General features: G+C 70.6%; 15 protein-coding genes. 3 read left to right on the top strand and 12 right to left on the bottom strand.

Annotation, left to right across the window (positions count from 1 at the left end; translation table 11 throughout):
- Positions 1-100: 100 nt before the first annotated feature.
- The 7 genes from ADK55_RS27390 to ADK55_RS27360 all read right to left on the bottom strand — a co-directional run bounded on the left by ADK55_RS27390 (position 101) and on the right by ADK55_RS27360 (position 7,073).
- Entirely contained in the window at positions 101-733 is a 633-nt protein-coding gene (locus tag ADK55_RS27390; protein ID WP_053682494.1) for a DinB family protein, read from the bottom strand.
- A 112-nt stretch (positions 734-845) separates the two neighbouring features.
- Positions 846-2,018 (bottom strand): hypothetical protein, encoded by a 1,173-nt coding sequence (locus tag ADK55_RS27385; protein ID WP_053682493.1) that lies wholly within the window; start codon positions 2,016-2,018, stop codon positions 846-848.
- A 502-nt stretch (positions 2,019-2,520) separates the two neighbouring features.
- Positions 2,521-3,864 (bottom strand): dicarboxylate/amino acid:cation symporter, encoded by a 1,344-nt coding sequence (locus ADK55_RS27380; protein ID WP_053682492.1) that lies wholly within the window; start codon positions 3,862-3,864, stop codon positions 2,521-2,523.
- Positions 3,865-4,267: 403 nt separating this feature from the next.
- Positions 4,268-4,606, bottom strand: a complete 339-nt coding sequence (locus tag ADK55_RS27375) for a DUF4229 domain-containing protein (RefSeq protein ID WP_053682513.1) — start codon at positions 4,604-4,606, stop codon at positions 4,268-4,270.
- A 78-nt stretch (positions 4,607-4,684) separates the two neighbouring features.
- Complete coding sequence (locus ADK55_RS27370) at positions 4,685-5,209, bottom strand: GNAT family N-acetyltransferase (RefSeq protein WP_053682491.1); 525 nt, start codon at positions 5,207-5,209, stop codon at positions 4,685-4,687.
- A gap of 166 nt (positions 5,210-5,375) precedes the next feature.
- Positions 5,376-6,539 (bottom strand): aminofutalosine synthase MqnE, encoded by a 1,164-nt coding sequence (gene mqnE / locus ADK55_RS27365; protein ID WP_053682490.1) that lies wholly within the window; start codon positions 6,537-6,539, stop codon positions 5,376-5,378.
- 78 nt (positions 6,540-6,617) lie between these two features.
- Positions 6,618-7,073 carry an Lrp/AsnC family transcriptional regulator gene (locus ADK55_RS27360; RefSeq protein ID WP_053682489.1) on the bottom strand — a complete coding sequence of 152 codons (456 nt, stop codon included), beginning with the start codon at positions 7,071-7,073 and terminating at the stop codon, positions 6,618-6,620.
- A 125-nt stretch (positions 7,074-7,198) separates the two neighbouring features.
- Between ADK55_RS27360 and ADK55_RS40555 the strand changes: the two genes are divergently transcribed.
- A complete protein-coding gene (locus ADK55_RS40555; RefSeq protein WP_266947896.1) occupies positions 7,199-7,333 on the top strand; it encodes a hypothetical protein in 135 nt (44 codons plus the stop codon).
- Here the strand turns inward: ADK55_RS40555 and ADK55_RS27355 are convergent.
- Positions 7,330-8,019, bottom strand: a complete 690-nt coding sequence (locus tag ADK55_RS27355; RefSeq protein ID WP_053682488.1) for a UbiX family flavin prenyltransferase — start codon at positions 8,017-8,019, stop codon at positions 7,330-7,332. The genes ADK55_RS40555 and ADK55_RS27355 overlap by 4 nt on opposite strands.
- Positions 8,020-8,109: 90 nt before the next feature.
- On the opposite strand from ADK55_RS27355, the gene ADK55_RS27350 reads away from it, so the two are divergent.
- A complete protein-coding gene (locus ADK55_RS27350) occupies positions 8,110-8,721 on the top strand; it encodes a rhomboid family intramembrane serine protease (RefSeq protein ID WP_053682487.1) in 612 nt (203 codons plus the stop codon).
- Here the strand turns inward: ADK55_RS27350 and mqnP are convergent.
- Genes mqnP through ADK55_RS27335 form a run of 3 tightly spaced genes read right to left on the bottom strand, consistent with a single transcriptional unit; the run spans position 8,718 to position 11,559 of the window.
- Entirely contained in the window at positions 8,718-9,641 is a 924-nt protein-coding gene (mqnP, locus tag ADK55_RS27345) for a menaquinone biosynthesis prenyltransferase MqnP (RefSeq protein WP_053682486.1), read from the bottom strand. The two genes, ADK55_RS27350 and mqnP, sit on opposite strands and share 4 nt — an antisense overlap.
- Positions 9,638-10,108 (bottom strand): hypothetical protein, encoded by a 471-nt coding sequence (locus ADK55_RS27340; RefSeq protein ID WP_053682485.1) that lies wholly within the window; start codon positions 10,106-10,108, stop codon positions 9,638-9,640. Before ADK55_RS27340 ends, mqnP begins: the two co-directional genes overlap by 4 nt.
- On the bottom strand, positions 10,105-11,559 hold the full coding sequence (locus tag ADK55_RS27335) for a menaquinone biosynthesis decarboxylase (protein ID WP_053682484.1): 1,455 nt from the start codon (positions 11,557-11,559) through the stop codon (positions 10,105-10,107). Before ADK55_RS27335 ends, ADK55_RS27340 begins: the two co-directional genes overlap by 4 nt.
- 90 nt (positions 11,560-11,649) lie before the next feature.
- On the opposite strand from ADK55_RS27335, the gene ADK55_RS27330 reads away from it, so the two are divergent.
- Positions 11,650-12,003 carry a PLD nuclease N-terminal domain-containing protein gene (locus ADK55_RS27330; RefSeq protein WP_053682483.1) on the top strand — a complete coding sequence of 118 codons (354 nt, stop codon included), beginning with the start codon at positions 11,650-11,652 and terminating at the stop codon, positions 12,001-12,003.
- Positions 12,004-12,029: 26 nt separating this feature from the next.
- Here ADK55_RS27330 and ADK55_RS27325 read toward each other — a convergent pair.
- Positions 12,030-13,263: serine hydrolase domain-containing protein (locus tag ADK55_RS27325; RefSeq protein ID WP_199826634.1), on the bottom strand; the 1,234-nt coding region annotated here is incomplete at its 5' end.

Below are 13,263 nucleotides of genomic sequence, written 5' to 3'. Positions count from 1 at the left end.
GACCGGCACATTCCCACCTCGCACACAGCACGCACACACCACGGACCCGCCGTCCGAGGGGGCCGCGCCGGCCCGCCCGGGGAGCGCGGCCGTCGGGCCGTCACCCCCGGGTGGCGCGGTGGAGGTCGCGAAGCAGGGCGATCTCGGCCCCGTGGTGCAGGAGTTCCTGGTTGACCCACCAGACGATGTCGACGAACGGATCCTCCACGTCGCTGCCGTGCGGGTAGGTGCAGTACCCCACGGTGTCCAGCGCGGCGTCGTCCACGCCCGCGAGCGCCTTCCGCCAGGCCTCGGAGGCCGCCTCGAAGTCCGCGACCGCCGTGGCGGCGTCGCCCTTGACCCGGTAGTCGTCCCGGGTCAGCGCCCGGCTGCCGGCCACGTGGTCGGCCCGCAGCGTCAACATTTCGGTGAGGTGGCTCAGGCGCCAGGCGATGGTGGTGAACGGAGGCGGCGCGGGGTGCGGGTAGGGCGCGGCGTCCCGCCCCCACTCGCCGGCGCCGGCCAGGTGGGTCGCCCGCGCTCCCGGCCCGTCCGAGCGGTGACGCACCGACCAGCAGCCCGCCACCGGCTCCCAGAAGTACTCCTCGTCGGTCATCGGGCCGACCTCGGTGTCCGACCCGTCGCCGCTGTCCATGACGGGCCCGGCCAACCGGCCCAACAGGCGCTCGCGGGCGAACTCGAACTGCTCCAGCAGCGGGGTCACACGGGAGGGGGTCTCGGGGGATGGGCTCACGGGGTCACTCCTGTGGATGAACGGCTCGCCCCGAGGCGGGGGGGGCGATCGGGTGACCCGCCAGGCTGTCACAGCCTCCGCCGCACCGCGCCCCGATTACGCGCCGGGCGCCTCAGCCGCCCGCGCCGCCGCACACGTCCCCGCGCATGTCGCCGTACACGGCCTCGTACGCGTCCTCGTACACGGCCTCGTGTTCGCCCCCGTGCGCGTCGCCGTACATGTCCCCCTGCGCGTCGCCGTGTTCGTCCTCGTACGCGTCCCCGTGTTCGTCCTCGTACGCGCCCTCGTGCTCGGCGGGGTCGATGGCGCGATGCGAGCGCAGGGGCTCGCAGTCGCCGCAGAGCGCCTTCGGGTCGGCTGACCGGAAGCAGCGTTCGCAGCCGTCGCAGGTGATCAACGGGTCCGGCGGGACATGGCGCGGTCGGACCGGGGCCGGCGGGAGCACGGGCGGCAGGGACTTCTCCAACCGGAAGGCGAGCAGGGACGCCGCGTGCCGCAGGGGGTGCGGAAGGTCCGAGGTCAGCGCCCGCTCCACCGCCTCCGGGTGGACCCCGCGTTCGAACCAGGCCGAGACCCGGAGCGCGAGACGACGCACGTCCTCCTCGGAGAGCAACAGCCGGGGGTCGACGCGACGCAGCCCCGCCAACAGGTCGATGGCGACCGGGTCGAGGGGCGCCTCGGGCTCCGGCTCGACCTCCGGCTCCGGCTCGGGCTCGGCGGGCTCCCGGCCCGACTCCTCGAACGCCTCGAACCCCCCGGGCGCCTCGAACTCCTCGAACCCCTCGGGCACCGGCCCGCACACCCCCGGCTCCGGCGCCCGCTCCACCGGGGACGGACGAGGCGCCCGAGGCGGACGGGACGCCCGAGGTGGACGAGGAGAGCGTGCCGGTCGCGCGGCTCGGACGGTGGCCTCGGGTACCGCACCCGGCTGGTTGTGCCAGTACGTGAGGGTGGCCATCCGCCCGTCCGGCAGCCGGACGACACTCCGCTCCAGGTACCCGTGCGCCTCCAACTCCCGCAGGGCGGAGGCGAGTCGGGTCACCCCTTCGGGGAAGTGCTTGGACAGCTCCTTGATGCCGACCGGTGAACCGGCGCGCAGCGACTGGATGTAGAGCCCGACCCCGCGTGCCAGCCCGGAGAGTTCGCGGTGTTGGGCGAGGTGGTTGCCGACCACCGTGTAGCGCGAGGTGTGTCGGGTGGTGACGTGTTGGACGCCGGATCGGTGGGTCGCCGGGCGAACCCGGGACGACGCGCGCGGGGGCGCGTTAAGCTGCCGCGTATCCATGGGGAAGGGCTACTTCCTTGATGGTCAGGCCCTCGTCCGGGATGCCAGTCCCGGCGGGGGCCGTCTCGTGTTCTGGAGTTGTCGCGGCGAGCATATGTCAGGCAACCCCACCGAAATCCAGCCCGGTTGGCATGGTTCACCCGTCCGAGCGACGGGAGGCCGGGAGGGTTGGTCGGGGTCATTTCACCCTCTCCGTACTTGGAAGTACAAGGGTCCAGACGCGCCAGGTCCCGGTTGACCGAGATCCGGCTCCGACCTGGCCTTTCGTGGGGACAATCACCCCAAAACACCCTCGGGAAATCACCCGGACGGGAGCCCCGCGGGCACCCGCCACCGGCGACCGGCCGAGCAACCGGGACACGAAGCACCGGCACGCCCCCGGGTACGGGAAAAACACCGCGGCCCCCGCCCGGACGGGGGCGGGGGCCGCGATGAGTACGCGTCCTGCGAGCGGCGAGCACCCGCACGGCCGGACGGATCCGGCAATCAAGCGGTCAGGCGGTCAGGCCGCGACCGCAACCGGTGCCTCGGCGCGCTCGTCGGCACGCTCCTCGGACGGCTCGTCGAGCGGGGAGGACGACGCGGTGGCGTAGGCCTCCTTGTCCAGGATCCCCTCGCGGGCCGAGACGATGACCGGGACGACGGCCTGGCCGGCCACGTTGGTGGCGGTGCGCATCATGTCGAGGATCGGGTCGATCGCCATCAGCAGGCCCACGCCCTCCAGGGGCAGGCCCAGCGTGGAGAGGGTCAGGGTCAGCATGACCGTGGCGCCCGTCAGACCGGCCGTGGCGGCGGAACCGACCACCGACACGAAGGCGATGAGCACGTACTCCTTGATGCCCAGCTGCACGTCGAAGATCTGCGCGATGAAGATCGCGGCGAGCGCCGGGTAGATCGCGGCGCAGCCGTCCATCTTGGTGGTGGCGCCGAACGGGACGGCGAAGGAGGCGTACTCCTTCGGGACGCCGAGGCGCTCGGTGACCTTCTGGGTGACCGGCATGGTGCCGACCGAGGAGCGGGAGACGAAGGCCAGCTGGATGGCCGGCCAGGCGCCCTTGAAGAACTGGATCGGGTTGACCTTGGCGACCGTGGCGAGGAGCAGCGGGTAGACGCCGAACATCACGAGCGCCGAGCCGATGTAGACGTCGGCGGTGAAGGTGGCGTACTTGCCGATCAGGTCCCAGCCGTAGGTGGCGATGGCGGTGCCGATGAGGCCGACGGTGCCGATGGGCGCGAGGCGGATGACCCACCACAGGGCCTTCTGCAGGAGCTCCAGCACGGACTCGGCGAGGCTCAGCACGGGCTGCGCCTTGCTGCCGAGCTGGAGGGCGGCGATGCCGGCGACGGCGGCCATGAAGACGATCTGGAGCACGTTCAGCTCGGTGAACGGCGTGATGACGTCGGTGGGGACGATGCCGGTCAGGAAGTCGATCCAGGAGCCCTGGTGCTTGGGCAGCTTGCCGTCCTGCGGGGTGAGGCCGGTGCCGGCGCCCGGGTTGGTCAGGAGGCCGATGGCGAGGCCTATGCCCACCGCGATCAGCGACGTGATCATGAACCAGAGAAGGGTGCGGGAGGCGAGCCGGGCGGCGTTGTTCACCTTCCGCAGGTTGGTGATGGACACCAGGATCGCGAAGAAGACGAGCGGGGCGACGGCCAGCTTCAGCAGCTGGACGAAGATGTCGCCGACCTGCTCCAGGGTGGTCTTGAGCCAGCTGACGTCCTGGCTCTTGGCGAGCCAACCGAACAGGACACCGAGCACGAGACCGGTGACGATCTGCGCCCAGAAGGGGAACTTGAACCTGGCCTTGGCGGGAGCCTGGGCCTGGGGGGTCTCGGACACGGACACTCTCCGGGGGACGCACAGGGAAACGGGGTGGTGGTTCTGCGGTGATGCGGTGCGGCAGCCAGAAGGGGGCCGGCCGGGACCGCTGCTGTATCGATTCAGCTCAACTCGGTGACAACGGTTCAGCGACAGCAACAGGCCGCGGACACGCGGCGGCAGAGGTCGACGTGCAGGCGCGCCACGAGCGGGACGCTCGCGGTCATCTGGTGCGCAGCTGTGGTCAACATGTTGAACACGCTAACACTTCGCCTTTGAGATTCTCAAAGGCGCCCTTTGAGCCAGGCCGGCGCGGGACTCGCGCCGACCGTTCCGGGAAACACCAACGCCCCAGCGTTACGGGCGGTATTCCCGTTGCTGGGGCGGTTCGGTGTGTGATGAAACCAACAGGGGCCCGAGCCCCCGGGGACTAGCTCACGCGGGCCGCGTCATCGGCCGAGTCCTCCTGGCTGCGGTTCGCGGCCAGCTTCTCCTTCGCACCCGCGACGCGTCCGGAGATCTGCACGGACATCTCGTCACGCTGCCTGCGCAGCAGTACGAAGGAGAGCGGCGCGGACAGCACGAGGGCGAGCAGCACGAGCCACGCGACGTTGGCGTCGCCCAGCCCGGAGGGCACCCAACCCAGACGCACCAGTGCGGCGACGAGGACGAGGCATCCGACGAAGATGCCCAGGCGCATCGCGGTGTAGCGGATCGTCGCGCTCGGCTTGAGGGACACGGTGACCCCTTCTCTCTCGTCTTCGTACATCGGCACGTGCCCGTCCAGTGAAGCACGCCGGGCCCCCGCCCCGGCCCGCCGGGGTCAGTACGGCGGAGGCGGCGGGAATCAGTGCAGCGGCAGCAGGAAGGTGATGTCGTCGCGGTCGTCACCGGGTGCGACGCGGATGGCGTCGGGGACGCGGCCGACCTCCTTGTAGCCGCAGGCCGCGTAGAAGCGCTCCAGACCGAGGCCGCCGCGGGCGCCGAGGCGGATGGCCTCGATGCCGTCGAGGGCGCGCGCGGAGTCGGCGAGGGCCGCCATCAGCTCCCGGCCGGCGCCCCGCCCCTGGAGGGCGGGGGCGACCATCACGGTGTACGCCCAGACCCAGTGCCGCTGGAGGCGGTGGGCATTGAAGGCGAGGAACGCGGTGGCGGCGACGCGGCCGTCCTCGTCGCGTCCGACGAGGAGGCGCATCCGGCCCTCGGCGAGGGCCGCGAGGTGCTTGACCAGTTCGGGCCGCACGACGTCGGCGGTCACGGGCGGCACGAACCCCACCGCGCCGCCGGCGTTGGTGACGTCGGTCCAGAGCTCGATGATCCCGTCGCGCAGGGCCGTGTCGATCACGGGATCGAAGGTGAAAGTAAGGGCCATAAGGGAAGCTTAACCATTACACGCACTGTCGGGCAAAGAGGTTGACGGCCGAACACGCGTCAGGCCCCGATCCCTTGCGGGACCGGGGCCTGGCGGCGGGCCGACGAAGCGGCTCGGAGTACGGCGCGGAATGCGGAGTGCGGCGCGGAATGCGGAGTACGGCGCGTCAGACGCGCATGGCCTGCGGCGTCTCGCGCAGGCCCGCCTCCGGGCCCGGGTACTCGCGGATGATCTCGTAGCGCGTGTTCCGCTCGACCGGGCGGAAGCCGGCCTCGCGGATGAGCTCCAGGAGGTCGTCGCGACCCAGCTTGTTCGGGGTGCCGTAGTTGTCGGCGTCGTGCGTGATCTTGTACTCGACGACCGAGCCGTCCATGTCGTCCGCGCCGTGCTGGAGCGCGAGCTGTGCGGTCTGCACGCCGTGCATCACCCAGAACACCTTGACGTGCGGCACGTTGTCGAAGAGCAGTCGGGACACGGCGAAGGTCTTCAGCGCCTCGGCGCCCGTCGCCATCGTCGTCCGCGCCTGGAGCTTGTTGCGGACCTTGCCGTCCTTCATGTCCACGAAGTCGTGCTGGTAGCGCAGCGGGATGAAGACCTGGAAACCGCCGGTCTCGTCCTGGAGCTCGCGCAGTCGCAGCACGTGGTCCACCCGGTGGCGCGGCTCCTCGATGTGCCCGTAGAGCATCGTCGCGGGGGTCTTCAGCCCCTTGGAGTGCGCCAGTCGGTGGATGCGAGACCAGTCTTCCCAGTGGGTGCGGTGGTCGACGATGTGCTGCCGCACCTCCCAGTCGAAGATCTCGGCGCCGCCGCCGGTCAGCGACTCCAGGCCCGCCTCGATCAGCTCGTCCAGGATGTCGGAGGCCGACATTCCGGAGATCGTCTCGAAGTGGTGGATCTCGGTGGCCGTGAACGCCTTCAGCGAGACGCTCGGCAGCGCCTCCTTGAGCGCGGAGAGCGAGCGCGGGTAGTAGCGCCACGGCAGGGTCGGGTGCAGGCCGTTGACGATGTGCAGCTCGGTGAGGTTGTCGTTCTCCATGGCCTTCGCCAGGCGGACGGCCTCCTCGATGCGCATCGTGTACGCGTCCTTCTCGCCCGGCTTGCGCTGGAACGAGCAGTAGGCGCAGGACGCGGTGCACACGTTCGTCATGTTGAGGTGACGGTTGACGTTGAAGTGGACGACGTCGCCGTTCTTGCGCGTGCGCACCTCGTGGGCGAGGCCGCCGAGCCAGGCCAGGTCGTCCGACTCGTAGAGGGCGATGCCGTCCTCACGCGTCAGCCGCTCGCCGGAGCGGACCTTCTCCTCCAGCTCGCGCTTGAGCCCAGCGTCCATCCCGGTCGTCTCCTCTACGTGTCCTGCACTGCACTACATGTCCCGCACTGCCTGCAACCGCCGCGACCCACCGTACTCTCAGGCCTCCTCGGGCAGCTCCCCGACCCGGTTCTCCCACTTCGTGGAGAGCACGATCGTGGTGCGGGTGCGGGAGACGCCCTTGGTGCCGGACAGCCTCCGGATGATCTTCTCCAGGCCGTCCACGTCGCTGGCGCGCGCCTTCAACATGAAGGAGTCGTCGCCCGCGATGAACCAGCAGTCCTCGATCTCCGGCAGGTCCTTGAGCCGGCGCGCCACGTCCTCGTGGTCGGCGGCGTCGGAGAGGGAGATGCCGATCAGCGCCGTGACGCCGAGACCGAGCGAGGCCGAGTCCACGGTCGCGCGGTAGCCCGTGATCACGCCCGCGGTCTCCAGGCGGTTGATCCGGTCGGTGACGCTGGGGCCGGAGAGACCCACGAGACGGCCCAGCTCCGCGTACGAGGCACGCCCGTTCTCCCGGAGTGCCTGGATGAGCTGCCTGTCCACCGTGTCCATTTGTATGGAGCCTTCCATTATTCGGCGATCCTGCAAGTCTAGGTATAGAATCTAAGGCACACAGGGTCAACACCCTGTGAATCTTTTCAACAGATCAATGACGATCTTCAGGAGTGGTTTTCACCGTGTACACGATCGAGATGGCCTACGCGCACATGCGACAGCTCCAGGAGCTGGCCAACCGATCCCGCACCGACCAGCCGTCCGCCGCACACCGCGTGGACAAGACCCGCAAGCCGCGCAGCGCCAAGAAGCGCTAGTCACCGCCGCCTGCCCCCTGGGGAGCGCGGGAGCCTCCCAGCTCCCCCTCCCAACGGCGATACAGCCGGTGCGGCACCCCTGCCGCGTCCAGCACTCGCCCCGCGACGAAGTCCACCAGATCCTGGATGTGCGTCGCACCCGCGTAGAAGGCCGGAGAGGCGGGCAGCACGATCGCGCCCGCCTCGTCCAGCGCCACCAACTGCTTCAACGTCTGTCCGCTCAGCGGGGTCTCGCGCACCGCGACCACCAGTCGGCGCCGCTCCTTGAGCGTCACGCTCGCGACCCGCTGGAGCAGGTCCTTCGACAGCCCCAGCGCGACCCCCGCCACGCAGGCCGTCGACGCCGGCACGATCAGCATCCCCTTGACGGGGTACGAGCCCGAGCTCGGTCCGGCCGCCAGGTCCCCCGCCGCCCAGTGGCGTACGCCGTCCAGGTCGATCCCCGCGAAGGTGCCCGGCTTGCCGTCCGCCCCGCGCTCCAGCCACTCGGCCAGATCGGCCCGCCAGTGCGCGTCGCGGAAGGCGATCCCGGTCTCGTCCAACAGGGTGAGCCGGGAGGCCCGGCTCACCACCAGGTCCACGCCCTCGCCCGCCGCGAGGAGTCCCCGGATCACCGCCGCCGCGTACGGCGTCCCGGACGCACCGGAAACCCCGACCACCCACGGGGTGCGCTTGCCCTCAGTCATACCTCCGAGACTATCCGGCCACGGCACGCGGGCACTCGATAAGGTGTCCGCACGTCCCAGGGGGTGGGATGCGCGGACGAGGGGGCAGCGGTGAGCACGAGCGTGGACGAGACATGGACCCGGACCGACCGGGCCAAGGCCGCCGCCCAGTTGATGCTGGGATGGGTGGCGCTGCTCTGGCTGATAGAGGCGGTCGACTTCGCCACCGGTCACGCGCTCGACGCGTACGGGATCGAGGCACGCGAGCCGGGGAGCCTGCTGCGGGTCCCCCTGGCGGCGTTCCTGCACTTCGGCTTCGATCACGTGGCGGCCAACAGCGTTCCGCTGCTGGTGTTCGGCTTCGTCGCCGCCCTCGGGGGCATCCGTCGCTTTCTGGCCGTCTGCGCCCTGATCATCGCGGCCGACGGCCTCGGCACCTGGCTGATCTCACCGCCGAACACCCTCACCGCCGGCGCCTCCGGCGTGGTCTTCGGGCTCTTCGGCTACGTCGTCGTCCGCGGCTTCGTCGAACGCAGGGTCCTCGGCATCGCGGTGGGACTGGCGATCGGCCTCTACTGGGGTGCCACCGCCCTGTCCGGCGTCCTGCCCATGACCCCCGGGGTCAGCTGGCAGGGACACCTCTGCGGCCTCGTGGCGGGCGTGGTCACGGCCCTGTTCCTCCGCCGCCCCGACCGCCACGCGGCGCTCCCCCAGGCGGTCTAGAGCGTCAGGCCCCGCACCACGAGGTCCAGCAGCGCGCAGACGAACAGCGCGATGCCGATGAAGCCGTTCACCGTGAAGAAGGCCCGGTTCAGGCGGGACAGGTCGTGCGGCTTCACGATGGTGTGCTCGTAGACGAAGGCCGCGACGACGATCAGCAGGCCGAACCAGAAGATCGGGCCCGCGTCCGTCGCCACCGCGTACCAGGCCAGCAGGCCGGTGGTCACCACGTGCGCCCCGCGCGCGCCCCACAGGGCCGCCGGGATGCCGAAGCGGGCCGGGACCGAGCGGACGCCCTCCGCACGGTCGGCCGCCACGTCCTGGCAGCCGAAGATCAGGTCGAAGCCGCCGATCCACACGCCGACCGCGAGGCCGAGGATCACCGCGTCCCAGGACCACTCGCCGGTGATCGCCAGCCAGGCGCCGATCGGCCCGATCGCCTGGGCCAGGCCCAGGATGGCGTGCGGGAAGTCCGTGAAGCGCTTCCCGTACGGGTAGACCACCATCGGGACCACCGCGAGCGGTGCCAGCATCAGGCACAGCGGGTTCAGCAGCGCCGCCGAGCCGAGGAACACGACCAGCGCGACGCCGGCCCCCGTCCAGGCGGTCCGCACCGACACGGCGCCGGTGACGAGCTCACGCCCGGCGGTGCGCGGGTTTCGGGCGTCGATCTCCCGGTCGATGATCCGGTTGGCGGCCATCGCGAAGGTCCGCAGCCCCACCATGCAGACGGTGACGAGCAGCAGCCTGCCCCAGTGCACGGTCCCGTCGAGCTCGAACATCGCGGTCAGGGCGGCGATGTAGGCGAAGGGCAGCGCGAAGACCGAGTGCTCGATCATCACGAGGCGCAGGAAGGCCTTCGCCTTGTTGCCGGTCTGCGGCGCCGGGCCGGGGCCGACGACGCCTTCGGCTGCCGAGGTCATACGAGACTCCTCCGGAACGCTTCGATGTCGGCCAGCAGTCGTGCGCCGGGCAGCGGCCCGGTCTCCAGGGTCTGCGCCGGCCCGTCGTGGCCCTCGGGCGGGGTGACGTGGGCGGTGAAGGCCCAGTCGTCGCCCGTCGGGCGGCCCTCCAGGCGCAGCACGTCGCCCGCTTCGACGGTGAACGGCGCGGCCCCGGCGAGGCCGGCGAGGAGCCGCTCCGCGAAGTCCTCGGCCTCGATGTCGCGCAGGCCCGGCAGTTCGAAGCCGTCGCCCTCGCCGTCCTCGACGTCGGTGAGCAGCGCCCAGACGTTCCCGGGGCCGGCGAACTCCTCCGGCGAGACGCCGGCCTGCTCGGCCGCCGCCCGGACTGCCTCGTCCGCCGCGTCGAGTTCCGGGCGCACGAGCGCCACGTAGGTGGTGTCGTTCCCGATGAAGAGCTCGGGGCCGCCCACCGCGATCGGGCTCACAGTCCGTACTCCTTCCAGCGGCTGTCCACGAGAGCCGCCGTCGCCGGGTCGGACTCCACCATGTCGGGCCAGCCGCCGTCCCGGGTGTAGCCCTCCTCGGGCAGCTTCCGCGTCGCGTCGATCCCCGCCTTGCCGCCCCAGAACTGCTGGTAGGAGGCGTGGTCGAGGTGGTCGACGGGTCCTTCGACGACGGTCAGGTCGCGGGAGTAGTCGGTGTTGCCCAGGGCCCGCCAGGAGACCTCGTGGAGGTCGTGGACGTCGCAGTCCTTGTCCACCACGATGATCAGCTTGGTCAGCGACATCATGTGGGCGCCCCAGATGGCGTGCATGACCTTCTGCGCGTGCTTGGGGTACTTCTTGTCGATCGAGACGATCGCGCAGTTGTGGAAGCCGCCCGACTCGGGGAGGTGGTAGTCCACGATGTCCGGCACGATGATCTTGAGCAGGGGCAGGAAGAAGCGTTCGGTGGCACGACCGAGCGGACCGTCCTCGGTCGGCGGACGGCCGACGACGATCGACTGGAGCAGCGGACGCTTGCGCATCGTCACGCAGTCGATCGTCAGCGCGGGGAACGGTTCCTGCGGCGTGTAGAAACCGGTGTGGTCGCCGAAGGGGCCCTCGGGCAGCATCTCGCCCGGCTCCAACCAGCCCTCGATGACGACCTCGGCGTTGGCCGGCACCTGGAGGGGGACCGTCTTGCAGTCCACCATCTCGATGCGCTTGCCCGCCACGAAGCCGGCGAAGAGGTACTCGTCGATGTCGCCGGGCAGCGGCGCGGTGGACGCGTACGTCACGGCCGGCGGGCACCCGAAGGCGATGGCGACGGGCAGCCGCTCGCCCCGGGCCGCGGCGACCGCGTAGTGGTTGCGGCTGTCCTTGTGGATCTGCCAGTGCATGCCGATGGTGCGCTTGTCGTGGCGCTGGAGGCGGTACAGGCCGAGGTTGCGCACGCCCGTCTCCGGGTGCTTGGTGTGCGTCAGACCGAGGTTGAAGAAGGACCCGCCGTCCTTGGGCCAGGTGAAGAGGGCCGGCAGCAGGTCCAGGTCCACGTCGTCGCCGGTGAGCACGACCTCCTGGACGGGCGCGTCGCCCTTCACCTTCCGCGGCGGCACGTGCACCATCGAGCCGAGCTTGCCGAAGGCCTCGCGGACGCCGATGAAGCCCTGGGGCAGCTCGGGCTTGAGCAGTCCGCCGATCTTCTCGCTGATCTCCGCGTACGACTTCAGGCCGAGGGCCTTCAGGAGCCGGCGGTCGGTGCCGAAGACGTTCATGGCCAGCGGCATCGCCGAGCCCTTGACGTTCTCGAAGAGCAGCGCGGGCCCGCCCGCTTTGTTCACTCTGTCGACGATCTCCCCGATCTCCAGATACGGGTCGACTTCGGCCTTGATGCGCTTGAGGTCGCCCTCCCGCTCCAGAGCCCGGAGCAGCGAGCGGAGATCGTCGTAAGCCATGGGGCCCAGTATCCGTCACCCTCTACCCTGGGAGCGTCACCGGGGCCCGACGCGGCCCCGCCGCCACTGCCTGGGAGTCGGTCCCGCACCGTGCTGCGCTATCTGCCGTTCCTGCTTCTCATCGCGCTGACCGTCTATGCCTTCATCGACTGTCTGAACACGCCGGAGGAGGAGGTCAAGCACCTGCAGAAGGTGGTCTGGGTCCTCATCATCCTGCTGTTCCCGATCGTCGGGGCGATCGTCTGGCTGTACTCGGGCAAGAAGCGGCAGGCGTCCGCCGGCCGGGCCCGCCGCACGCAGTGGGTCGCGCCCGACGACAACCCGGAGTTCCTGAACTCGCTGCGCGAGGAGCAGGACCGCACCAGGGGGCGGGACGAGGAGAAGGACGCCGAGAAGGACGCGGACCGCGAGAAGGACACGGACCGGGACCGGGACAAGGACTAGGGCGCGGGCCGCACACGGACCCGGGGCTAGCCGGTCGGCAGGTCGAGCCCGGCGTAGACCTGGTCGAGGACCGTGGGCAGCAGGGCGATGGCCGTGGCCCGCCCGTCGGGTGCCACGGTCAGGTTCGTCCAGATCACGAGCGTGACGTCGTTGTCCGGGTCGTGCCCGATGAAGGAGTTGAACCCCGGGAGTTCACCGCCGTGGTAGTACATGGCGGCGTTCGGGGCGAACCGCTGGTGCGCGATGCCGTAGCCGTACTCCTGCCCGTGCGCGTCCGGGCCCTCGGACCGCGGGCCGCCCAGCCACTGCTTCTGAGTCGCGGCGTTCAGGACCTTGCCCGACACCAGTGCCCGGATCCAGTTGGCCAGGTCCCGCGCCGTGGACACGACCCCACCGGCGGCGGTGGCGTACGAGGGGTTCTGGAACGTGTAGTCGATCGGCCGGAGCCTGCCCGTCGTCGCCGCCTCGCGCATCTCGGCGGGGTAGGGCTTGTCGACCAGCGCGTAGGACGATCCGCCGTACATGTAGCCGTGCGCGAAGGGGGCGGGCAGCGACCGGTCGTGGATGTCCGGCAGCTTGGTGCCCTCCAGTGCGAGCGGGGCGAACAGCCGGTCCCGGAACTGCTCGGCCAGGGGCCGACCGCCGGCCTTCTCGGCGACCAGTCCGAGCAGGGCGTAGTTGGTGTTGGAGTACTCGAAGGACGCGTCGGGCGCGAAGTTCGGCGGATGCCTGAAGGCGATGTCCAGGACCTCCCGGGGGGTCCACGCCTTCCCCGGGTCGGCGTCGAGGGTCGCCGCGAGCTCGGGAGCGTCGGTGTAGTTGTAGAGCCCGCTGCGCATCCTCAGCAGGTCGGCGAGGGTGATGTGCGCGCCGTTCGGCACGCCCGGGACGTAGTCGGACACCGGGTCGGTGAGCCGGAGCGCGCCGTCCTGGGCCAGCAGCATGATCAGTGCGGACGTCATCGTCTTGGTATTGGAGGCGATGCGGAAGTGGTCGCGCGTGTCCGGCGGGGTGTTCTCGCCGAGTTCGCTCGTGCCGACGATCGCCCGGAAGGTTCCCTGGGGGGTCCGCAACAGGACGACCGCGCCGGGCACCGAGAGCTTCTTCGCGGCGCGGGCCGCGGCGGCCTGGAAGGCGGCCGGGTCGATCGGCTTGAGGGCGGATGCCGCGGGGGTCGGGGGGTTCGTCGCCGCGGCGGGCGGGGGCGGGGGGGTGGGCGCCGCCGGGGCGGGCGGTTCGGCGGGGGGGGGGGCGCCCGCG

The organism is Streptomyces sp. WM4235, assembly GCF_001279725.1.
GTDB lineage: Bacteria > Actinomycetota > Actinomycetes > Streptomycetales > Streptomycetaceae > Streptomyces.
The sequence above is the reverse complement of the archived record's forward strand: the minus strand, read 5'-3'. Positions and strand labels throughout refer to the sequence as shown.